This is a genomic window from Methylobacterium sp. P3_A11 (assembly GCF_056403155.1).
The window spans coordinates 1-22507 of the sequence record NZ_JBFUGA010000032.1 but is presented as its reverse complement, the minus strand read 5'-3'; the positions used below and the strand labels follow the sequence as shown (position 1 = coordinate 22507).

Annotated in this window: 17 protein-coding genes and 1 tRNA gene; 12 read left to right on the top strand and 6 right to left on the bottom strand. The window is 66.4% G+C overall.

The annotated features are described in order from the left end of the window. Positions 1 to 81 precede the first annotated feature (81 nt). The 7 genes from ygfZ (at position 82) to dxs (ending at position 5924) form a co-directional block, all read left to right on the top strand. Positions 82 to 936, top strand: a complete 855-nt coding sequence (gene ygfZ / locus AC1DXK_RS12465) for a CAF17-like 4Fe-4S cluster assembly/insertion protein YgfZ (protein WP_457107071.1) — start codon at positions 82 to 84, stop codon at positions 934 to 936. Between the two features lie 216 nt (positions 937 to 1152). Beyond that, positions 1153 to 1527, top strand: a complete 375-nt coding sequence (locus AC1DXK_RS12460; protein ID WP_457107070.1) for a VOC family protein — start codon at positions 1153 to 1155, stop codon at positions 1525 to 1527. A gap of 155 nt (positions 1528 to 1682) precedes the next feature. Beyond that, entirely contained in the window at positions 1683 to 2297 is a 615-nt protein-coding gene (locus AC1DXK_RS12455; protein WP_477297932.1) for a DNA-3-methyladenine glycosylase I, read from the top strand. 26 nt (positions 2298 to 2323) lie between these two features. Then, positions 2324 to 2884, top strand: coding sequence for an HD domain-containing protein (locus tag AC1DXK_RS12450; RefSeq protein ID WP_457107120.1), 561 nt, complete (start codon positions 2324 to 2326; stop codon positions 2882 to 2884). Between the two features lie 50 nt (positions 2885 to 2934). After that, the gene (locus AC1DXK_RS12445) at positions 2935 to 3447 is read left to right on the top strand and encodes a tyrosine phosphatase family protein (RefSeq protein WP_457107069.1); all 513 of its coding nucleotides are present in this window, start codon (positions 2935 to 2937) and stop codon (positions 3445 to 3447) included. A 178-nt stretch (positions 3448 to 3625) separates the two neighbouring features. Further along, entirely contained in the window at positions 3626 to 3886 is a 261-nt protein-coding gene (locus AC1DXK_RS12440) for an exodeoxyribonuclease VII small subunit (protein ID WP_012320922.1), read from the top strand. Positions 3887 to 3929: 43 nt separating this feature from the next. Beyond that, positions 3930 to 5924, top strand: coding sequence for a 1-deoxy-D-xylulose-5-phosphate synthase (gene dxs / locus AC1DXK_RS12435; protein WP_477297912.1), 1995 nt, complete (start codon positions 3930 to 3932; stop codon positions 5922 to 5924). Positions 5925 to 6100: 176 nt separating this feature from the next. Here dxs and AC1DXK_RS12430 read toward each other — a convergent pair whose 3' ends face one another. Together AC1DXK_RS12430 and AC1DXK_RS12425 are read right to left on the bottom strand one after the other, a co-directional pair. Next, entirely contained in the window at positions 6101 to 7192 is a 1092-nt protein-coding gene (locus AC1DXK_RS12430) for a tartrate dehydrogenase (RefSeq protein WP_477297910.1), read from the bottom strand. A gap of 102 nt (positions 7193 to 7294) precedes the next feature. Further along, positions 7295 to 9103, bottom strand: a complete 1809-nt coding sequence (locus tag AC1DXK_RS12425) for a chloride channel protein (RefSeq protein WP_477297930.1) — start codon at positions 9101 to 9103, stop codon at positions 7295 to 7297. 332 nt (positions 9104 to 9435) lie between these two features. Between AC1DXK_RS12425 and AC1DXK_RS12420 the strand changes: the two genes are divergently transcribed. Continuing rightward, positions 9436 to 9512, top strand: a tRNA-His gene (locus tag AC1DXK_RS12420). 40 nt (positions 9513 to 9552) lie between these two features. On the opposite strand, the gene AC1DXK_RS12415 is transcribed toward AC1DXK_RS12420, so the two are convergent. Further along, positions 9553 to 10020 (bottom strand): site-specific integrase, encoded by a 468-nt coding sequence (locus AC1DXK_RS12415; RefSeq protein WP_477297928.1) that lies wholly within the window; start codon positions 10018 to 10020, stop codon positions 9553 to 9555. Positions 10021 to 10800: 780 nt separating this feature from the next. After that, positions 10801 to 11235: a hypothetical protein gene (locus AC1DXK_RS12410; protein WP_457108575.1), complete on the bottom strand. Its 435-nt coding sequence runs from the start codon at positions 11233 to 11235 to the stop codon at positions 10801 to 10803. Between the two features lie 296 nt (positions 11236 to 11531). Between AC1DXK_RS12410 and AC1DXK_RS12405 the strand changes: the two genes are divergently transcribed. From AC1DXK_RS12405 to AC1DXK_RS12395, 3 genes are read left to right on the top strand one after another with little or no spacing between them, the layout of a single operon-like run. After that, a complete protein-coding gene (locus AC1DXK_RS12405) occupies positions 11532 to 12905 on the top strand; it encodes a hypothetical protein (protein WP_457108576.1) in 1374 nt (457 codons plus the stop codon). Continuing rightward, on the top strand, positions 12869 to 13489 hold the full coding sequence (locus AC1DXK_RS12400; protein WP_457108577.1) for a hypothetical protein: 621 nt from the start codon (positions 12869 to 12871) through the stop codon (positions 13487 to 13489). Before AC1DXK_RS12405 ends, AC1DXK_RS12400 begins: the two co-directional genes overlap by 37 nt. After that, a complete protein-coding gene (locus AC1DXK_RS12395) occupies positions 13486 to 14100 on the top strand; it encodes a hypothetical protein (RefSeq protein ID WP_477297907.1) in 615 nt (204 codons plus the stop codon). Before AC1DXK_RS12400 ends, AC1DXK_RS12395 begins: the two co-directional genes overlap by 4 nt. Positions 14101 to 14254: 154 nt before the next feature. Here the strand turns inward: AC1DXK_RS12395 and AC1DXK_RS12390 are convergent, their stop codons facing one another. Further along, the gene (locus AC1DXK_RS12390; protein ID WP_457108579.1) at positions 14255 to 18544 is read right to left on the bottom strand and encodes a diguanylate cyclase domain-containing protein; all 4290 of its coding nucleotides are present in this window, start codon (positions 18542 to 18544) and stop codon (positions 14255 to 14257) included. A 273-nt stretch (positions 18545 to 18817) separates the two neighbouring features. On the opposite strand from AC1DXK_RS12390, the gene AC1DXK_RS12385 reads away from it, so the two are divergent. Then, a complete protein-coding gene (locus AC1DXK_RS12385; protein WP_477297905.1) occupies positions 18818 to 21136 on the top strand; it encodes an MHYT domain-containing protein in 2319 nt (772 codons plus the stop codon). 32 nt (positions 21137 to 21168) lie between these two features. Here AC1DXK_RS12385 and AC1DXK_RS12380 read toward each other — a convergent pair whose 3' ends face one another. Further along, positions 21169 to 21711, bottom strand: coding sequence for a PAS domain-containing protein (locus tag AC1DXK_RS12380; RefSeq protein ID WP_457108581.1), 543 nt, complete (start codon positions 21709 to 21711; stop codon positions 21169 to 21171). Positions 21712 to 22507 lie beyond the last annotated feature (796 nt).

The window sequence follows — 22507 nt, the reverse complement described above, 5'->3', positions numbered from 1 at the left end:
GAGACGCGGGCGGCCAGCGACTACGTCCCGGGCACGCGGTTCGGTCCACCGGACCATCCGCCGCCCGAGGAACACCCGCTTATGCCCGTCGCCCTGCTGCCGGACCGCGCCCTGGTCACCGTCACCGGACCGGACGCCACGACGCTGCTCCAGGGCGTCCTGACCTGCAACGTCGAGACGCTCCAGCCCGGCGAGGCACGCCTCGGCGCCCTGCTGAGCCCCCAGGGCAAAATCCTGTTCGACTTCCTGGTCTCGCGGATCCCGGACGGATTCCGGCTCGACGTGCGCGCCGACCGGGCGGCCGACCTCGCCAAGCGCCTCACCCTCTACCGGCTGCGCGCGCAGGCGACGATCGCCGCCGACCCGACCGTGGCGGTGGCAGCCGCCTGGGCTGGCGCCGTGCCGCCCGCCGCCGAGGCCCTGGCCGATTCCCGGCAGGTCGATCTCGGCGCCCGCCTGTACGCCGCCGAGGGCGCCTTCTCGGCCGACGGCGACGCGGCCGGCTATCATGCCCACCGCATCGCCCTCGGGGTGCCGGAGGGCGGGCGCGACTACGCCTTCGGCGACGCGTTCCCGCACGAGGCGCTGATGGACCAGCTCGGCGGCGTCGATTTCCGGAAGGGCTGTTATGTCGGCCAGGAGGTGGTCTCGCGCATGCAGCACCGGGGCACCGCCCGGACCCGGATCCTGGCCGCCGCCTACGCGGATGCCGCGCCCGCGCCTGGAACCGAGATCACGGCCGGCGGCAAGGTGATCGGTACCACGGGCAGCGCGGCGGGGTCGCGCGGCCTCGCCACGGTCCGCCTCGACCGCCTCGGCGACGCGCTGGCGGCCGGAGAGACGCCGCGGGCGGGCGATCAACCCGTGACGCTGGAACGGCCCGGCTGCGCGAGCTTCGCGATGCCGGACGCAGCGGCGGCGCGTGCGGCAGACTGAGTTCGGATCGCGCCGCGTCCTGCGGCGTATCCACCCCGGCGGGCTCAATGGGTTGGGGCACTCGGGAAGGCTCTCCCAACATCCGAGACCGACCGGTTCGCCCGGCGCGCGTACGGTCGACCGGGCGCGCACCGGGCGAAGCGAAGGCGGGTTCGGCCGCTCGTCCGAGCGCGCGATCGTGGCCGTCCCTTCACCCCCTCGTTCCGGAGAGGAAGCATGTTCACCCACGTCATGATCGGCAGCAACGACCTGGAGCGCGCCCGGGATTTCTACGACGCCACCTTCGCCGCGTTGGGTGGCAGGCCCGGCAAGATGGATGCGAGAGGCAGGCTGATCTACACGCACGAGGGCGGTCGGCTGATGATCACGACGCCGATCGACGGCAAGCCCGCGACCGCGGCCAACGGCGGGACGATCGGGATCGCCGCAGCGAGCCGAGACCACGTCCTGGCGTGGCACGCGGCCGGGACCGCGCATGGCGGCACCGCGATCGAGAGCCCGCCCGCCGAGCGTCCCAACGGGTCTTTCGTCGCCTATCTTCGCGATCCGGATGGGAACAAGCTTACCGCACGGTCCAAGGCGACGGCGTAACGCGAGCGGCACCGGCCGCCGCGGAATTCCTCCTCCACGCCTCGGGGGGAGCCTCGGCGAGCGGACGTACTGAGCGACCGCCGGCTCGCGGCGTCTGTCGCGATGACGGCCTTCGACCGATGGCGTTCCGCTCCTGTTCTCGTTACACCGTGCAGATGTCCGAGACCGGCCTGATCGATCACTCCGATGGCTGCCCGCGTTGCTGGTGGGCTGGCCTCGACCCGCTCTACGTCGCCTATCACGACACCGAATGGGGCGTTCCCGAGCATGACGGCCGCGCCCTCTACGAGAAGCTGATCCTCGACGGCTTCCAGGCCGGCCTGTCCTGGATCACCATCCTGCGCCGGCGCGAGGGCTTTCGCGACGCCTTCGCGGGCTTCGATCCGGAGCGGATCGCGCGCTTCACCGAGGACGACGTGGCCAGGCTGATGGGCGACGCCCGCATCATCCGGAACCGCGCCAAGATCCAGGGGACCGTTGCGGGCGCGCGGGCATGGCTGCGGATCGAGGAGCGGGGTCCCGGCTTCTCGCGCTTCCTTTGGGATTTCGTCGACGGCCGGCCGATCCAGGGCATCGCCCGAACCCGTGCGGAGATCGCCACCGAGACGCCTGTCTCCCGGGCGATCGGCAAGGCCCTGAAGGCGGAGGGGTTCTCCTTCTGCGGGCCGACCATCGTGCACGCCTTCATGCAGGCGGTCGGCATGGTCAACGACCACCTCGTCGGCTGCCACCGGCACGGACCCTGCGCCGAACACGGACGATCCCGGTGAGCGAGGCGCCCCGCGCCTGGCAGCGCATGCTCTCCGGCCGGCGCCTCGACCTCCTCGACCCGGCGCCCGGTGACATCGAGATCGCCGACATCGCCCACGGCCTCGCCCGGGTCGCCCGCTGGAACGGCCAGACCCACGGGCCGCACGTCTTCTCGGTCGCCCAGCACAGCCTGCTGGTCGAGGCGGTGGGCCGCCACCTCGACGTCGCCTGCACCGATTCCGAGGGGCTGGAGCTGCTGCTGCACGACGCACCGGAATACGTGGTCGGCGACATCGTCTCGCCGCTGAAGGTCGCCATCGGGGATGCCTATCGCGGCATCGAACTGCGCCTGCTGGCCGCGGTCCGCCGCCGCTTCGGCCTGGCCGCCCCGACGCCGGCGCTCGCCCGCCTCGTGAAGCGGGCCGACCGGATCGCCGCCCACGTGGAGGCCATCCGCCTCGCCGGGTTCGCGCAGGACGAGGCCGAGCGCTATTTCGGCTCTTCGATCGTCCTGCCCGAACCGGTCCTGGCCCTCGCCGAGCCGTGGCCGACCGCCGAGGCCGGGATGCGGTTCCTCGCGCGGTTTCGCGCGCTGTGCCCGGACTGACGAACTCCGCCCTCGATCCGTCACGATCACAGGTCACTGGCGCGCCCACCATGCCCAGCCTCCACGTCTGCCCGCTCTCGCGCCTGCCCGAGACCGTCGCCGCCACCGGCGCGAGCCACGTGCTCACGCTCATCAATGTCGGCACGCCGCTGGAGCGGCCGGCCGTGATCGACGCCGGGAACCACGCGGTTATCGGGGTCAGCGACATCGCGAGCGCGCGGGACGGCCATGTTTTGCCAGCTGAAGAACATGTGGCCCGCATGCTCGACTTCATCCGCGCCTGGCCGCGGGAGAAGCCTCTCGTGATTCACTGCTACGCCGGGATCAGCCGCTCCACCGCGGCGGCCTACATCGCGGCCTGCGCGCTGGCGCCGGAGCGGGATGAGGCGACCATCGCTGACGCGCTGCGGGCCGCCTCGCCCTCGGCGACCCCCAACCCCCTCTTCGTAGCCATCGCCGACCGCATGCTCGGACGCGACGGCCGCATGGTCGCGGCGATCGCGCGCATCGGCCGCGGCGCCGACGCGTTCGAAGGCACGCCGTTCAGCTTGGCGCTCGCATGAACGGTCCCGGAGCCGACGGCGTTACGGGGGTGCCCGCATTCCGCGACCTGCGGCCGAGTGTGGCGCAAACGCCGCCGCCCGGCGCCAAAACGATGCGGATCCGGCCGGCCGGGCGGGCTCCCGGGTTGTGGGCACCGGGTTTCGCGCCGTACAACCACCCCCAAAGGAAGTATCTGGGATGAGTGCGAGCAGACCCGAGGTGGCCCCCGCCGCCGGCGACCTGCCCTTCGAGAAGGCGCTGGAACAGCTCGAGGAAATCGTCCGCCGGCTCGAGCGCGGCGACGTGCCGCTCGACGAGTCGGTGGCGATCTACGAGCGCGGCGAGGTGCTGAAGAAGCATTGCGAGGCGCTCCTCAAGCGGGCCGAGGCGCGGATCCAGCGGATCACGCTGGGCTCCGACGGGCGCCCCGAGGGCGTTGCCCCACTCGACATGTCCTGAGGCTCGGCGATCAAACCGATCCCATCCGTTAGAGGTTGATGCCGTGGCAATTACCCCCGAGCAGAGTGCGCTTCTCGATCGTGTCCCGAATCCGGCGGCGTTGCGGCGTTTGCCGGAGTCGGATCTTCCGGCGGTTGCGGAGGCGGTCCGGGCCGAGATGATCGACGCGGTGTCGATCACCGGCGGCCATCTGGGCTCGGGTCTCGGGGTGGTCGAGCTGACGGTTGCGCTGCACCACGTGTTCGACACGCCCGACGACCGGATCGTCTGGGACGTCGGCCACCAGTGCTACCCGCACAAGATCCTGACCGAGCGGCGCGACCGGATCCGCACGCTCCGCCAGGGCGGGGGCCTGTCGGGCTTCACCAAGCGCAGCGAGAGCGTCTACGACCCGTTCGGCGCGGCCCACTCGTCCACGTCGATCTCGGCCGCGCTGGGCATGGCGGTCGCCCGCGACCTCGACAACGCCGCCGCCAAGCAGAAGAACCGCCCGCAGAAGCGCCGCAACGCCATCGCGGTGATCGGCGACGGCTCGATGTCGGCCGGCATGGCCTACGAGGCGCTCAACAACGCCGGCGCCCTGCACTCGCGCCTGATCGTCATCCTCAACGACAACGACATGTCGATCGCCCCTCCGGTGGGCGCCATGTCGGCCTACCTCGCCCGGCTCGCCTCGGGGGGCGCCTACCAGTCCCTGCGCGAGACCGCCAAGCAGCTCGGCAAGCTCCTRCCCAAGGCGCTCTACCAGCGCGCGGCGGCGGCCGAGGAATACGCCCGCTCGCTGGTGGTCGGCGGCGGCACGATGTTCGAGGAGATGGGCTTCCACTACGTCGGCCCCGTCGACGGGCACAACCTCGACCACCTGCTGCCGGTGCTCAAGAACGTCCGCGACGCCGAGCACGGCCCGATCCTGCTGCACGTGGTCACCCGCAAGGGCAAGGGCTACGCGCCGGCCGAGGCCAGCGCCGACCGCTACCACGGCGTGGTGAAGTTCGACGTGGTCTCGGGGGTGCAGGCCAAGGCCAAGCCGAACGCGCCGGCCTACACGCGGGTGTTCGGCGAGAGCCTGATCAAGGCGGCCGATGCCGACGACAAGGTCGTGGCGATCACCGCGGCGATGCCGGGGGGCACGGGCATCGACCTGTTCGGCAAGGCGCATCCGGACAAGACCTTCGACGTGGGCATCGCCGAGCAGCACGCGGTGACCTTCGCGGGCGGCCTGGCGACGGAGGGCTACCGGCCGTTCGTGGCGATCTACTCGACCTTCCTGCAGCGGGCCTACGACCAGGTGGTGCACGACGTGGCGCTGCAGAACCTGCCCGTGCGGTTCTGCCTGGACCGGGCCGGCCTGGTGGGGGCGGACGGGGCGACGCATGCGGGCGCGTTCGACCTGGCGTATCTGTGCTGCCTGCCGAACATGACCGTGATGGCGGCCGCCGACGAGGCCGAGCTGGTGCACATGGTGGCGACCGCGCACGCCCACGACTCAGGCCCGATCGCGCTGCGCTACCCGCGCGGCGAGGGCGTGGGGATCGAGCTTCCGGAGCGGGGCGAGGTGCTGCCGATCGGCAAGGGCCGGGTGGTGCGCCGGGACGCGGAGGCGCGGGTGGCGATCCTGTCGCTCGGCACGCGGCTCGCCGAGGCGCTGAAGGCGGCCGACACGCTGTCCGAGCAGGGCGTTGCGGTGACGGTGGCGGATGCGCGCTTCGCCAAGCCGCTGGACGAGGCGCTGATCCTGGATCTGGCGCGGGACCACGAGGTCCTGCTGACGATCGAGGAGGGCTCGCGGGGCGGGTTCGGCGCGATGGTGCTGCATCTCCTCGCGGAGAAGGGCGCGCTGGACGCGGGCGGGGTGCGGGTGCGGACGCTGACGCTGCCGGACACCTACCAGGACCACGACAGCCCGGAGAAGATGTACGCCGAGGCCGGGCTCGACGCCAAAACCATCGTCAAGACCGCCCTCGATACGTTGCCGGCGGCTTCCGGCAAGGCCGAGCCGGCAAGCAACGTGGTGAGCGTGCGCCGCCGCCCGCGCTGACGCCACGGTCTGCAACGGTTCTCCCGACCACACACCTCATCCTGAGGCGGCGAAGCGCAGCGTAGCCCTCGAAGGAGCCCTCCAGCGGTCTCGCGATCCCTGGAGTGCTCCTTCGAGGCCCGCTGGCGCGGGCACCTCGGGATGAGGGCGTGGAAGGGAGGCTCGGGCTGATTGCCCTACCCCAGGGCCTGCGCCACCGCCTTGCCGCAGACCTGCGTGTCGGCGTTGCCGCCGAGGTCGCGGGTGCGCAGCGTCCGCTCGGACAGCACCCGTTCGATCCCGCCGACGATCTCGGCCGCCGCCGCGTGCTCGCCGAGATGCTCCAGCATCATCGCCCCCGACCAGATCTGGCCGATCGGGTTGGCGATCCCCTGACCGGCGATGTCCGGCGCCGAGCCGTGGACCGGCTCGAACACCGAGGGGTGCACCCGCTCCGGGTTGATGTTGCCGGACGGCGCGATGCCGATCGTGCCCGTGCAGGCCGGGCCGAGGTCCGACAGGATGTCGCCGAACAGGTTGGAGGCGACCACCACGTCGAACCGGTCCGGGTTCAGGACGAAATGCGCGGTCAGGATGTCGATGTGGTACTGATCCCAGCGCACGTCCGGGTAGGCCTCGGCCACCGCCTTCACTCGCTCGTCCCAGTACGGCATGGTGATCGAGATGCCGTTCGACTTCGTGGCCGAGGTCAGGTGCTTCTTCGGTCGCTTCTGGGCAAGCTCGAAGGCGAATTTCAGGATCCGGTCAGTCCCGTAACGGGTCATGATGGTCTCCTGCAGGGCGAATTCCCGGTCGGTGCCGGCGAACATCCGCCCGCCCGCGTTCGAGTATTCACCCTCGGTGTTCTCGCGGACCACCCAGAAGTCGATGTCGCCGGGCTTGCGGTCGGCCAGCGGGCACTTCACCCCCGGCATCAGCCGCACCGGGCGCAGGTTCGCGTACTGGTCGAATTCCCGCCGGAACAGGATCAGCGAGCCCCAGAGGGAGATGTGGTCGGGCACCCGCTCGGGCATGCCGACGGCGCCGAAATAGATCGCGTCGTGGGTCTCGATCCGCGCCTTCCAGTCCTCAGGCATCATCCGGCCGTGCGCTTCGTAATAGTCGCAGCTGGCGAAATCGAACCAGTCGAGCTGGAGGCTGAAGCCGTGCCGCTTGGCCGCCTGCTCCAGCACGCGCACGCCCTCGGGCACCACCTCCTTGCCGATACCGTCGCCTGGGATCACCGCGATGCGGTAGTGGCGCTGCTGGCTGTTCTCTGGGGCGGCCATGAATCCTCCACGCGTTTCGAAGAGCGGGCCTCTGCGAGCCCGGGTCGTCGGCGTCAGGTGATTGGTCCGCGCCGGGATCGGGTCAACACCCCGGCCTGACAATCAGTCGGTTTCGCCCGCCATGGCCCGGCGCTGGCGGTCGAGTTCATCGCTGTAACGCTTGAGCGTGTGGCTCTCGGTCAGCAGGCCGAGCACCTTCCGGGTCTCGGCACTCTCGACCACCGCGAGGGCCTCGCTCTCCGTCCGGTCGAAGGCGGCGGCGGCGTCCTTGGCGTTCATGCCGGGCGTGAGGAAGTCGCCGGCGTGCAGGAGCAGGTCGGCGAGGACCGGCTGCGCGTCGGCGGCGGAGTCCCGGGCGGCCGCGTGGGCCTCCGGGACGTTCACGATGCCGGCGTAGCGCCCGCCTCCGTCGACGGCGATCACCCGGGAGGGCGAGCCGAGGGGATGCGCGCGCAGGAAGGTCGCCATCGGCGTGTCGACCGCCACGGTGCCGGGATTGCGGCGCATGAGCCGGCCGACGGTGAGCGACCGGATCCAGCCGACATCGTGGGGGCTGCGGATGSTYTCGCCACGCARRTGGAAGCGCCAAGTGGCGAAGGAGTAGCCGAAGGTCTTGCGGACGGTCAGCGAGGACGCGATCACCGCCGCCAGCACGACGCCGGTGATCGGCAGGCTGCCGGTGACCTCCAGCGCCAGGAACGTCATGGTCAGCGGGCCGCCGATGATCGCCACGGCGAGCGCGCTCATGCCGATCACCGCGTAGGCGAGCGGCGTGAGGCCGAAATCCGCCAGCGGCGGCACCAGCACGGGGGCCAGGGCGGCGAACAGCTTGCCCGCGATGGCACCGAGGAACAGGGAGGCGAAGAACAGGCCGCCCCGGAATCCCGAGCCGATGGAGATCGCCGAGGCGGTGGCCTTGGCGGCGAACAGCCCGGCCAGGGCCGCGATGCCGTGCCCCTGCCCCTCGGCGGCGAAGTGCATGTGCAGGGCGCCGTGGCCGCCCGAGAGCACCTGGGGGGTCGCCAGCAGCGCCAGCGCGCCGACGCAGAGCCCCCCGAAGGCGGGGGCCGCCACCCGCGGCACGCCGGACGCCTGGACCAGGCGCTCGACCAGGGTGACCCCGCGCATGATCAGGATGCCCAAGCCCGCGCAGACCAGCCCGAGGGCGAGGCTCGGCAGGATCTCCAGGCTGGTGACGTGCGAGGTCGTGACCGCCTGCATGTCGCCGAGATCGACGAGCGGCTGGGCCGCAATCAGCGACCGGGAGATCAGGTTGCCGCAGAGCGCCGCCACGACCACCGGCGTCAGGGTGGCGATGGAATAGGTGCCGATGATCAGCTCGAAGGCGTAGAAGGCCCCGGCGAGCGGCGCGCCGAAGCCGGCCGCGATGGCCCCGGCGGCGCCGCAGCCCACGAGGGTGCGCAGGTCGCTGCGCCGCACCTCGAAGGCGATGCCCAGCCGCGAGGCGAGCCCGGAGGCGATCTGCGTGTAGCCGGCTTCGAGGCCGACCGAGGCGCCGGACCCGTTCGAGAGCACGTTCTGGAGGGCGAGGTAGAGGCTGTCGCGCAGGGACATGCGGCCGCCATGCAGGGCGTTGGCCTCGATCGGATCGATGGCGGGGCGCTTGCGCGGGCCGCGGACATAGTTGGCGGCGACGATCAGGAGGCCGAGGACGGCGCCGCCCAGGCAGGGGCCGACGAGGAGGAGCACCGGCGACACGGCATCGACGGCGCTGAGCCGCGCGCCCACGGGCAGCTGATACAGGGCCTCGCGCAGGGTCTGGGTGATCCAGGTCATGGCCGAGACCGCCACGCCGGCGACGCATCCCACCAGGGTCGCCAGGGCGACGAGTCCCCCTTCGCTCCGGCGGACGAGGCTGCGGAGGCGTCCGGGGGCCTGGACGAGGCGCATCCCGGCCCAGTGCCGGCGGTCCCGGCCGGCCGGCCGGGCCGGACGATGGGCGAGCCCCTCGGTGGGCGCCCTGCCCCCGCCGGCGCCCCCCGCTGGCTGTCGCGCACTCACGGTCCGTCCCTTCGCCTCAGGTCCGCCCGATCGGTCAGGTCGACGCATCGGTCTCGAGGGCGCAGTTACAGCCGGGTCCGATCCGGTTGCAAACGGGCGCACCGCCGCGTCGCTGGCCACCCGGCCGGGGCCGATCCCGGCGACCGACATTCACCGACTCCGCATCCCGTGCACAGATCGCCTTGAAAACCGCCGCGGCCCACGATACACCGCCCGCCAGTGCCGCCGTAGCTCAGTTGGTTAGAGCACCAGATTGTGGATCTGGGGGTCCCCCGTTCGAGCCGGGGCGGTGGTACCATCGAATCTCAACATGCTGGATGATCGGAAACCGTTTTTCTTTAACGGTTTGGAGATCGTCCGGCATGTTCCCCCTCAGCTTCTGCTCTCGATTTCAGGGTGCCAGTCTGGTGCTCTCGTGACCGCTTTTGTGACACGCGCTGAAGCTCGTCGTGCAGATCGTCGGTACGGAGGTGCGCGTAGCGACTGCTCATCTGGAGCGTCGTGTGGCCGAGGATGCGGCTGAGGCGGTAGAGGTCGCCCCCCTCCTGTACGAACCACGACGCGAACGTGTGGCGCAGATCGTGCCTCCGAAAGTCGTCGGTTCCCGCTCTGCGACACGCGTTCTCGAACGCCTTGCGCGGGTTCCCGATCCGGCTCCCGTTAGCCTTGCAGAATAGGTAGGCCGACCGTGGCCGCGACCGTTGCTCCAGAATCTCGCTGATCGTGGTGAGCGCCACAGCGGAGAAATGGTTTAGGCTTTGCCTCGGGCGTCTCGACCCGACCGGCGGCGTTTCGGAGGTGATCACAGGCGAATCGCCGATCAAGCACGCCGCGCTGCGGTGCTGCTCAAGCCGGCCGACCACGGGCGAAACTTGCGACGGTCGGAAGTTTGGTTGAGGGGTGGGCGCGTCAGCGCCCACCCGCTCGTGATGGGTCGGCCCAGGCAGCACCTGCGGTCCTCAGCCTCGCCGGGCTCGGCCTACGGGCCTCGGGCCGCCGCGACCGACCCATCATGTCTCTCGATTGCCTCCCGGATCGAGGCGAGCACATGGATCGCACTGGAGGGAAAAAGAGGAGACCTCACCTCCAATATGAACCCTGATCTCCTGTGAGCCAGTCGGATTCCTCACGTGTCCGGCCGGGTCCGCTTACTAGATGAGGCGTGAGAAAAACGAGCCCGGACGGGAACGGGCGTGGAACGCTGCCCGGTCGAGCCGGGACCAGCCGTCTCCACCCACGTCCTCTTGAACGTCCCCACACGGTCACCCCCGCGTTCGACCAATAACTGGCGCGGACGATGCGGGCGACCATGACCTCGATGATCGGCACCAAGGGTGGGTGCGAGGATCTGGGACGAGATCGGCGTCGAGGGTCGGGTGAGCGGATCGGCGAGCATAGGGCGGYGAGGTGACCGCGGATGCGGGCTCCGCGTGGGCCAGCGAAGCCGATACCCCGCCCACGAGCCTGCAAGTGGAGACGGGTCGGGGAGGATGGAAGAGAATGTCAGACCGGCGCATCTGACACCTCGATTTGGCTGTACAATGGTTGTTGGGGTGAAAGCGCCTTGACTCCCACCCCGCGCCCATTCAGCGCAAATGCAGCCTTATGGCAAAAGCGTCGTTCTGGTTCTGGGTGTAAATATTCTGGTGAGCCACCCAGTCTCTCGAATCGATGATGACTGGGTTCGAATTCAGGCCGAGGCCCGCCAAATCGCGCTCCACCTGCGCCTTACTGCCCTGGATCTTCAGACCGTAAAACATTGCGTCGCCGGTTCGTATTAAAACCGGCCCACGAAACACGACGCCTTCGCGCCCGAACAGATCCGTGGCCTGCTGATTTATGGCGACGCGCTTCTGGTAATTCCAGAAGTGAAGCTCCGCTGGGCACCCGCCCCAGTTTATCGGAGCAACCATGCTGGTGCTGAAGGCAATCTTCTCGACCCAGGTGCTCTCGCAAGTCCCGCACTGATGAATTCGGACGACCGAGAAAAGGCGGCGACGCTTAGAATTGATGCTGGTCACAATATAATTTTCCAATATGGTGCGAGCGTGTATTTGAAATAGGCTTACTACATACTCGCTATGAATTCGCTTTGAATATCTATTGGCGAACTCAGATGTAAAAATTAAAAATTGCGGCTTGAGAGAAATTCTCACGACAAGAATCTGGTCGGGCGTTATCGATTCTGCCGAAGTGAGGACATGTGAGTTTAATATGGGCGGCAAAGTTCGTCGTTGGCATTCTGGTGCCGCCTCGTTTTGAGGCAAAAATACATTTCAAAAAAGATTATTTCTCAATGCATACTCGTGTTTATTCCTTGAGCGATCTCACGCGCATTCACGCCGATCCACAGACCGGGACGCGTCGCCTCGTCATGGCAGAGATCACTGACTACCATAACCTGCCCTCCTTCGCCGCCGTCCGCGATCACGTCCTCTACGAGCTTCGTTTTCCGACGCCGCAGTCCAACAAGCTGGAGAGCTACGGTTTCGTGCCGGCACTCTACGATTCGAGTAACCGCACCTTCACACGCCGGGCAGACGGACATCAGTTCACGCGCTTTGGCCAGTGGCGCAACGGTGCGCCCGAGAGCGACGCACTCAGCCTGTTCTACGCCGACGTGGACAACGCCGACTATGGCCGTCCTATCGTCACGATGCAGGAAGTCGCTAACCGCCTCGATGCACACGGTTTCGCGTATTTCATGTACACGAGCTTCAGCCATACGCCCGAGAAGCCGAAGTTCCGCGTCGTCATCGACACCGACCGAGACCTCACGCGCATCGAGATGCTGCATGTCGCCCTGTGGCTGAACTGGACTGTCTTGGGCCAGCAGGCCGACGTTTCGATCTACGACCCTGTCGATTTCGTCTTCGCGCCACCGCATGATCCAACATGTATGGAGCGCCTCAACGCTCGACCTCTCGTCGTAGATGCCGCTCTCGCGGGGCAGCGCGAGCTTGCGCAACAGTACCCCGGTAGCTGGACGAAGTACGTCGTGCAGAAGGGGCCGCGGCAGCCGTGTGCCAACCCGACGCCCGAACAGGCCGAGGCTCTGAAGCGGCATCGCGAAGACCGAACAGTCCGATCCGAAATGGGCATCGAGAATCCGGCGGTCTTCAACCCGGCCTGGGACGATTTCCACCGTCAGCGGATCACGAACGGCAGCCACTACGAGACGATGCGCTCGTTGCACGGCATGGTCTGGACCAAGACCGACGGCGCACTCAGCTACGGCGAGGTGGACGGCATCCTCCGCCAGATCGATGAGACAGATGGTGGCTACTTCATCCGGCAGCACGGCGAGGATAAGGCCGCGGCGCTGATCGACTGGATCATGAGCCTTCCGGTCGAGGTTGACCAGGTCGAGTGGCATCCGCTGTTGGAGCGTGACGAGAGCGGCCTGACCGTGCTGGTCAAGGAGGGCGAGTGCGGACAGGGCAAGACCCGCGACGAACTCGGCCGGATCGCTCGCGAGAAGGGTCGCACTGTTTACGTGGTGGACAAGATCAGCACCATCGAGCAGCGCCGGAAGGAGTTCTTCGAGATCGCGGGCCGCGGTACGGCGATGCGTTTCCGGATTTTCGAAGCGCACAGCGAGAAGCAGGAGTGCCGCGTTCCCCTCCAGTGGCGAACATCCGGAAGGATCTCAACGTGCTGCCGGCTGGCGCGCCTGCGCTCGTGTTCGTAACCCAGGCAGCCGCCACGATGATGGATTGGCCGGCATGGGGCGACTGCGAAGTCGTGTTCGATGAGGTGCCGGACTGCTTCACCACCTTCCGCATCGACGCGAAGAACCACGCCGAGGTGCTGCGCCGCTACGTTCACGCCGAGATCGATGATTGGGGTTGCTACAACTTGGGCTCGACCGGTGCCGGACAGGAACTCGCGCGTGCCACCGACGTGGACGACTACGACCGCGTCCATCACAGACTGTGCGTGTTGCTGGCCAAGCCGAATACCCACGTGTGGGTGAAGCGGAAGGCGTGGGACGATCCCACCGAGGGTGGCCGGCTGGAGTTCTTCGCCGTCACCTCACCGCTGAACCTCAGCCATTTCCGCAGCGTACGGCTGCTCGGGGACGAGGCGATGAAATCCGTGACGGTCAAAACTTGGATGGAGAAATGGGGCGTCAGATTCCAGCCCATCGAGTTTGAGCGTCGCAAGCGCCTCATACCTACCGCGCAGCGGGTCACGATTCGGTATTTCTCGGAGCACCGCGACAGTTCACTCACTCGCTTTCGCGAGAGAGGGATCTGCCGCTCGAATCGGTGACCGAATGGATCAAGCAGGACGCGGGTGGCGTGCCGGTACTATGGACGGCGAATGAGAAGATGCGAGCGAAGGGCAAGCTCGATCAGCAGGACTTCATCAGTCCGAAGGCCCATGGGCGCAATGACCTCCAGCATTACAAGCGGGTGGCGTGGCTCGCGGCAATGAAGGCGAGCCAGTTCGAGGTCGGCTCGCTGCGCGAGGTCTGCGGAATGACGGCGGCCGAACTCACCGATTGGCGAGAGTTCAACGCCATGTATCAATTCGTAATGCGCGGCGTGCTGCGTGACTTCTCATCGGCCGAGCCGGCGGTTGTATACGTGTTCTCGCGCCGGCAAGCCGAGTACCTGAAGAGGCGGCTGGGCAGCACCATCGAGGAAGTGCCCAGCGTGATCGAGGACCGGCCGATTCGCTGCACTCACGAGGATGGCGCGATGACTGATGCCGAACGTCAGAAGGTGCGGTACTGGCGCGGCAAGATGAAGAAGGCGGGTGTGGGTGACGTTCGACTTTTGTCCAAGGCGTACAAGCTAAGCGAGCGTGAAGTTGTGCTATTGAACGCCACGTTCTGGAAAATACAGCAGACGAGTGAGCAGGCGAATCTGGCAGCGTAGTCAACGGGCGAGCCGCAGGCTGGATGCTTGCGGCTCTCATCGCTGTCGTCCTAGACAACTTAGGCCGAAGCGGTCAGCGCATTTCGAACCGCTACGGCGGGCTCGGCCGGCATGACGGTCAAGGCGCTCGCCTTTGGACCATCGCACCGTGCTGTCAGACCAAACGTAGGAGCGGCTCGGGTACACGTGCCGCGGCATCCCACGCGTCGATCAGCCAGGGCACACGCGACCCAGCCATCGGCTTGGCATAGAGATAGCCCTGTGCGTAGTCGCAGCCCAGCGCGACCAGATGCTCTGCCTGTCCATGTGTCTCGACGCCCTCGGCTGTAACCTTCATGCCTAAACTGCGACCTAGCCCAATAACGGCGGCCACAATGGCAGCATCCTCCGCGCTCCGCTCGACATCGCGGACGAAACTTTGGTCCACCTTGATGTGATCAACCGGAAATTGCTTCAGGTGGGTGAGCGAGGCGAAACCTGTTCCGAAATCGTCTAGGCTGATCAGAACCCCGCTGTCGTGCAGCCGCTGGAGGGTGCCTGGCACAGCCTCCGAACCGTGGCCCAGGAACACTGTCTCGGTGACCTCCACCTCGAACTGAGAAGCCGGCACCTGGGACGCGCTCAGCGCGGCGAGAATGCCGCCAGCCAGATCAGGCTTCCTGAACTCGGCTGAGGCAAAATTCACGGCTACTCGGCCGAATCCGAGACCGCGTTCGTTCCACGCGCGCATATCTGCGGTGACTTGCCGAAGAATACTATCACCGATGGCTGTGGCGAGTTCGGGGTCTTCGAACGCCGATCCGAAATAGCCGGGCGTCAGCAGCCCCTTCTCGGGATGCTGCCAGCGTGCCAGCGCCTCGAAGCCAATGATCGCTCCTGTCGAAAAGCACACCTTGGGCTGGTAGAACGGCACGATCTGTCCAGCATCGATTGCGACCCGCATCTCCGCGGCGATGCTCACGCGCCGCTCGGTCTGGGCGCGCATCTCCGGTGCGAACACGACGGAGCGGTTTCTGCCCTGGGCCTTGGCCCGGAAAAGCGCGATGTCGGCGTCCTTGAGCAGGTCGCGCGTTTCGCGGTGGTGATCCGGGAAAGCAGCCAGACCGACGCTCGCCTTGCAGGTCAGCGCGTGCCCTCGATAGGTAAAAGGCTGCCTCAGCCGCTCCAGTAGCGTCTCGGCGTAGCTTGCAGCATGCGTGAGGTGCAGCGGTTCTGTCAGGACGATGGCGAACTCGTCGCCGCCCAGGCGCGCGACCGTATCGGTTGTGCGCAGTCCCTCACCCAGACGGCTCGCCGCCTCGCTCAGTACGGCGTCGCCCGCGTCGTGCCCGAGGGTGTCGTTCACGTCCCGCAGGGTGTCGAGGTCAAACAGCAGAAGGCTCACACTCGTGCTACCCCGCTCAGCAGCAGCAAGCGCTTGCTCCAGGCGCTGATGGAATAGCCGGCGGTTCGGCAGGCCGGTGAGCGCGTCGTGATTGGCTGTGCGCCACGCATCTTCCTCGCTCCGCTTGCGCTCGGTGATGTCGAAGGTGATGCCCACGATCCGGTCGGCATCCACGCGCTCGACTGAGGCGCTAAGCCAGATCAGGCGGCCGTCAGGGTGGATGTAGCGGAATTCCCGCTGCTCACGATTCTGGCAGCCCTGTTGGACGAGACGCTCGATCTGTTCGCGATCATCCGGGTGGACACGGTCGAGGAACTGCGAGGGCGGCCCTGACTGGATGCCCAGCAGTTCCAGCGAGTTCGCGGACCGACTGCTGTAGTCCGTCTTCAGGTGGCGCTCCCAGGCCATCATTCGCCCCGCCTGCAATGCAAGCCGCAGCCGCTCCTCGCTGGCCTTGACGGCAGCATTAGCCTGACGCTGATCCGTGAGGTCGTGCATGGCACCGACCATGCGCACGGCCCGGCCCTGCACGTCGCGGATCACGAAACCGCGGTCGAGCACCTCAGCATAGTTACCATCACCCTGCGCGAAGCGGTATTCGTCGATCCAGCGATCATCGGAGCCGTCGATAGCGTTTTGGATCGACGCGACGACACGATCTCGGTCAGAGGGATGTATCCGCTCCTTCCACCAAGCACCCGTCGTGGCGATCTCGTCTTTCGCGTACCCGAAAAGGGACTGAGTCGCCTCGCTCCAGTCGATGCGATCTGAAGTCAAGTCATGATCCCAAATCGCATCCTTGGTGGCGAGCAGAGCTAAACGATAGCGCTCTTCCTGAGCACAGGTTGCCTCGGCAGCTTCCTTGCTCTGGTGAATGTCTGTGGCCGTACCTACCCACTCCCGCACATGACCGGAGTTCTCTTTGAGTGGTGCAACCCTGATGAGGGTCCACCGGAACACTCCGTCTCGGCGCAAGACCCGGAACTCACAGGAACCGGCTGATTGGGATCCGATGATCTCTCGCCATGTGGAGACCACGCGCGTCCGGTCATCGGGATGGACAGCGGTCAGCCAGCCGAAGCCCCTGTAGGCGCTCTCCGGCTGACCCGAGTAGGCTTCCCAACCGGTGCTCTCGATAACAGAGCCGTCCGGCTCCGCCCGCCAAACCATAGTCGCGCTGACCTCGATGAGCGCCCTGTAACGGTTCGCCGTCATTTGCCGGTCACGCTCAAGCTCAACAAGCGCCGTGACATCGCGTGAGATGGCCAGGATGCGACCGCGCGCGCCGCTCGGCCCCTTAAGCGGGCTCAAGGCCACATCCCACCACTTCGGATGCCCCTTGGCGGTGTGGCAGAAGCCTTGGAAGCGAGCCGCCCAACCGGCTCTGGCCTGTGCTAGGGCGAGCCGAGCCGCCGCGTTGTGCTCACCCTGCCAGAGATCGACCCAGGGTCGGCCGAGGAGCGGGCCGACATCGTCGATCTCCATCATCTTGGAGCCGCCCGCGCTCAGGAACAGCAGGTTGCCCTCGTAATCGAGCAACTTCACGCAATCCGTGCTGCTCTCCAGCATCTCCCGCAGCAGATCACCGACGAACAGCGGGTTAAGCTCGATCTGTTCAAGGGGCAGGACCAACTCACGCCGCCCAGCCTCACACGGTGTTAGGTCGGTTCCAGCATCTCCCTCGGTGTAGAGACGGAACGTGTTCCGGCCGGCGGCCTTGGCGCGGTAGAGCGCCTGATCGGCTCGGGCGTAGAGGTGATCGGGATCGAGGCCGTCGCCTGGAGCGAGCGCGACCCCTACGCTGATCCCAATCCCCGCAGGATAGCCGCCGAGATCAACTGGCGGCGACACCGCTTCGAGCAGCCGCTCCGCCAGCCGGACCGCGTCTTCGGTGCGACCCTGTCCGGTCTGGATGATCACGAACTCATCGCCCCCGAGCCGCGCAATCGTGTCCTCGATGCGCAAAACGGACTTGAGGCGTTGCGCCACGATCCGCAGCAAGGTGTCGCCGGCTTGATGACCAAGCGTGTCGTTGACCAATTTGAAACGGTCGAGATCGAGGCAGAACAGGGCAAATCCGCCGCCACTGCGCTTGGCGCGCGCGATCTCCTGATCAAGCTGCTCACGAAAGTGTAGCCGGTTAGGCAGGCCGGTCAGCGGGTCGTGACGCGCCAGACGCGTCATCTCGCACTCAGCTTCCTTGCGCTGTGAGATGTCCCGGATGACAGCGACATAACCATCGGGCTCGCCCGTGATCTGATCGCGTGTGAGGCTGAACGAGACCTCGACCCACAGCCACGTTCCATCCCGGCGGCGGTAGCGCTGCTGGGCCACGGCCTGGGCGATCTCGCCCGCTCCCAATCGCTTCAGAAGCCGCGCGTAGGCACCGACCTCATCAGGATGTACAAACGCCAGAGGATGCGTACCGACGAGGTCCTGCGGCTCAGAGCCGAGCAGGCGGCCGGCAGCCGGCGAGACGTAGCGGCGTTTTCCGTCCAGATCGGACCGGATAATCACGTCGGTGCTGTTGTCGGCCAGCAACCGGTAGTTAGCCGCGCTCTCCCGCGCATCGCGCTCTGCCCTGCGTAAGCCAAGCTGTGCGACGACGATCTCCGCCAGATCGCGAAGCTGCCCCTGCTGCTGAGATGACAGCGTCCGCGGCACGCGGTCGATGATGCACAAGGAACCGAGCTGAATGCCGGGGGCGAGAACGAGCGGCGCGCCGGCATAGAAGCGGATATGCGGCTCGCCTGTGACGAGCGGATTGGTAGCAAACCGCACATCCTGTGTGGCATCCTCGATCACCAGTACCTCGTCCGAGAGGATGGTGTATGTGCAGAAGGAGACCTCACGCGGGGTCCCGCTCACGTCCAGTCCGCACGCGCCCTTGAATCGCTGCTCGGTCTCGCCGACGAGGGACACAAGCGCGATTGGCACGCCAAAGAGTGCCCGCGCGGTCCGGCACAGGGCATTGTACTGCGCCTCCGGGCCGGAGCTTATCTCATTGAGATCGTGCAACGCCTGGAGGCGGTTCACCTCGTTTGGGTGCAACGGATACATGAGTCCTCTGGCCGAGCCAGACCACGTAGCGCAGTCTCCCATCTGGCCCGCCTTCTAGCTGGCGAATATACCTTAAGACTCGGTTTCGTTACGTCGTGGGCAGCCGTCGAAGCAGGATCACGGCCGCGGAATGACGCAGCGTGATGCCAAGAGCTTGTCACCCCAACATGTGTTGCTTTTGTCTCGTTGAACGCGTGGCATACCCTGCGCTTCCCGGCGGACCGGAAGCGGTGGGCCAGCAAAGCGAACGAGGTCGTAAGGTAATTCGTCAGGATGTCACACGCTGGAACCCACGACGCTGCCCTCGTGGCACTCTCCATCCTGATCGCTGCTGCCGCTTCCTACACCGCACTCGACCTCGCGGCGCGCATGCGTGCCACCTCAGGCTGGTCCTGTCGCGCGTGGCTCGCCACCGCCGCTCTCGCCATGGGCGGAGGCATTTGGTCGATGCACTTCGTCGCCATGCTGGCCTTCAGCCTCCCCGGCCTTGAGGTCGGCTACGATCTGCGCCTGACCCTGCTCTCGTTGGTGCTACCCATCGCGGTCACGGGGCTTGCCTTCTTCGTCGTCAATCGGCCCGGCGCAGGACCGGCTGCCCTCTGCGTGAGCGGCCTCGTTATGGGGCTCGGCATCGCCGGCATGCACTACACCGGCATGGCGGCGATGCGCATGCCAGCCGACCTACGCTACGACCACCTCTGGGTCGCCATCTCGATCCTCATCGCAATCGGCGCAGCCGTCGCCGCGCTCTGGCTCGCCTTCCAGCAGACCGGTGTGAGGCTCCGGCTCCTGGCCGCCGCGGTCATGGGCTTTGCCGTGGCGGGCATGCACTACGCCGCGATGCAGGGCTCCGTGTTCAGCGCCCATGCTCCCATGGATCATGCGCACGGCACCGCGAGCGTAAACCAAACCTACCTCGCGCTCTGGGTCACCGGCACGACCTTTCTGATCCTCGTCCTGGCGCTCGCCGCAGCCATGTTCGACCGGCACCTCTCGCAGGCATCCGAGCACGAGGCCGCGGCCCTACGCGCGAGTGAGGAGCGCTTCCGCCTTCTGCTCCAGGGTGTGAAGGACTACGCCATCTTCATGCTCGACACTGAGGGCCGGATCGCCAACTGGAACGCAGGGGCTGAGCGCATCAAGGGCTACTCGGCCCAGGAGATTATCGGCAGCCACCTGTCTCGCTTCTACACGCCGGAGGACCTACAGGTCGGCTTTCCCGCAGCCGCGCTTGAGACCGCAGCCCAGGAGGGGCGATTCGAGGCCGAGGGCTGGCGGGTGCGCAAGGACGGCAGCCGCTTTTGGGCCAACGTGGTGATCGACGCGATCCGCGACGAACAGGGGCAGCTTGTAGGCTTCGCAAAAGTCACGCGCGACATCACCGAGCGCAAGCAGGCCCAGGAAGCTCTGGATCAAACCCGTGAAGCGCTGGCCCAAGCTCAGAAGATGGAGGCGGTGGGCCAACTCACGGGAGKGGTCGCGCACGACTTCAACAACCTCCTCATGGCGGTTCTCGGCAGCCTCGAACTGCTGCGGAAACGGCTGCCGGACGACCCGAAGCTCACACGCCTGCTCGACAATGCGGTTCAGGGCGCACAGCGCGGTGCTGCCCTGACACAGCGGATGCTGGCCTTTGCGCGACGGCAGGAGCTTACCCCAAAGGCGGTTGACCTGCCTCAACTCGTGCAGGGTATGACGGACCTGCTCCAGCGCTCGATTGGACCGCGGGTGCGCATCGAGACCCACTTCCCGCTTGGCCTACCGCGCGTGATGGTGGACGCGCATCAGTGTGAACTGGCGCTCCTCAACCTCACCGTGAACGCGCGCGATGCCATGCCCGAGGGCGGCACGATCACGATTGGAGGTCGAGAAGCGAGCGAGGAGGACGCGTCTGATTTGCCGGCAGGCCGTTACGTTTGCTTCTCGGTTGCGGACACCGGCACTGGCATGGATGGGGAGACCCTTGCTCGCGCGCAAGAGCCGTTCTTCACCACTAAAGGTGTCGGCAAGGGCACAGGGCTTGGTCTCTCGATGGTGCAGGGCTTAGCAGCGCAGTCAAATGGCCGTCTTTCGCTCAGGAGCCGTGTCGGCGTGGGGACCACCGCGGAGATGTGGTTTCCGGTGGCTAAGGCGGCGGTGGTACGAGCCGAGCCTGCGAGCGCCGTGCCTCTATCTCGTGTGCCGACGCGATCCCTGACCGTGCTGGTCGTCGATGATGATCCGCTGGTGCTGGAAAACACGGTGGCGATGCTGGAGGACTTAGGTCATCGCGTCATTCAGGCTCGGTCGGGCCAAGAGGCACTGGACTTTCTACGTCACCCGCAAGAGTTCGACCTCGTCATTACCGACCAAGCTATGCCGGGTATGACAGGAACGCAGTTGGCAGAGCAGATTGCGGTCGAGCGCTTTGGGATGCCGATCATCCTGGCCTCGGGTTACGCTGAGGCGCCGGCCGAACATCATCTGGTTCTGCCTCGGCTGAGCAAGCCCTTCGATCAGGCCACACTTGCTCTGGCTGTCGCCGACGCGCTTCACGCGGCCGAAGAGGCTGGCAAATTGGTCGCCTTCCGCTCCAGGGCGGCCGACGCTTGAATGGCGGAGGACTATGGCAGAGCCGTGCCTTCCTATGCCGCTAAGTTGGCTTGGAGTAAGCCTGCAAGATCGTCGAGTTCGTGGCCCGCTTCCCGCTCCTCCGGCATGGGCCGAGCCCATTGCTCGGTCGGGTGATCAATGGGGTTAGGCCCATTCAAATTCGTGATCTTGAGAAGGACGTTAGACGCGGCGACCAGATTGCCAGACGGGTCCCATAGCGGCGTTGGGTGGGGCATAAACGGGATGCGTGTACCATCCGGCTGCTCCAACACGACCTGCACGCCGCGCACGGGTCGCCCCTCCTTAATGGCTACGGCCATTGGGCACTCGTTGAGCGGCAGAGGCGTCCCATCAGCGGTGTAGATGCGCCAGCAGCCGCACCAGCGCGTCTTGCCGAGTTCGGGGCGGTAGCCCCAAAGGTCGGCTGCCGCATCGTTGTAGTAGGTCAGCCAGCCGTCCGCGTCTGTCGTGTAGACGGGGGACGTGAAATGCCGGAAGAGATCGGCGCGCGAGGGCTCATAGTTCCAGCCCCGGTCAGGGCCGCCGAATTCGAATTCGTTGTCGTCCGGAAACATGCTGCTCTCCCTCGACGGACGGGCGAGGAAATGCCCGTCAAAGCATTCCGGTCGCCCCCCTCTGTCGCGGGTGCCTGCCAACCGATACCAACGGTACGTTGGCACTCTCGGCTCGTCAGTGACGCAGGATGCGTCGCACTCCAGATCGTCCAACGATACGAGATTGTGCCTCGGAGCTTCCGGGGGCGGTCGCACCTCGACGCCATAACCGGCTCACGCCAGCCTGGGCTCTCCCGCATTGCCTTGCACGGACACCATTGTCTCGCACGGACTGAAGCCCTATTCAATAGCGGCCCGAATACTCAATTGCTGGGAGAAGATGGAATTCTTCCCCATCTCGGACTTGAGCGCAATTTAATTGCTGCCTCCGGACGGAAGAATTTTCTGCCGAGAACATGGTTCAACTACAGATCGCAGTTATGCGCCCTCAGATCGAATGGGCCTTCGGTATAGATGTGTATGCTACGGGCCTCTAATCGCGTGAATTCGCTGCTAGACTCGCTTCCGTGACAAGATGTAGATGACCCGTCTCCACTTGCAGGCTCGTGGGCGGGGTATCGGCTTCGCTGGCCCACGCGGAGCCCGCATCCGCGGTCACCTCGCCGCCCTATGCTCGCCGATCCGCTCACCCGACCCTCGACGCCGATCTCGTCCCAGATCCTCGCACCCACCCTTGGTGCCGATCATCGAGGTCATGGTCGCCCGCATCGTCCGCGCCAGTTATTGGTCGAACGCGGGGGTGACCGTGTGGGGACGTTCAAGAGGACGTGGGTGGAGACGGCTGGTCCCGGCTCGA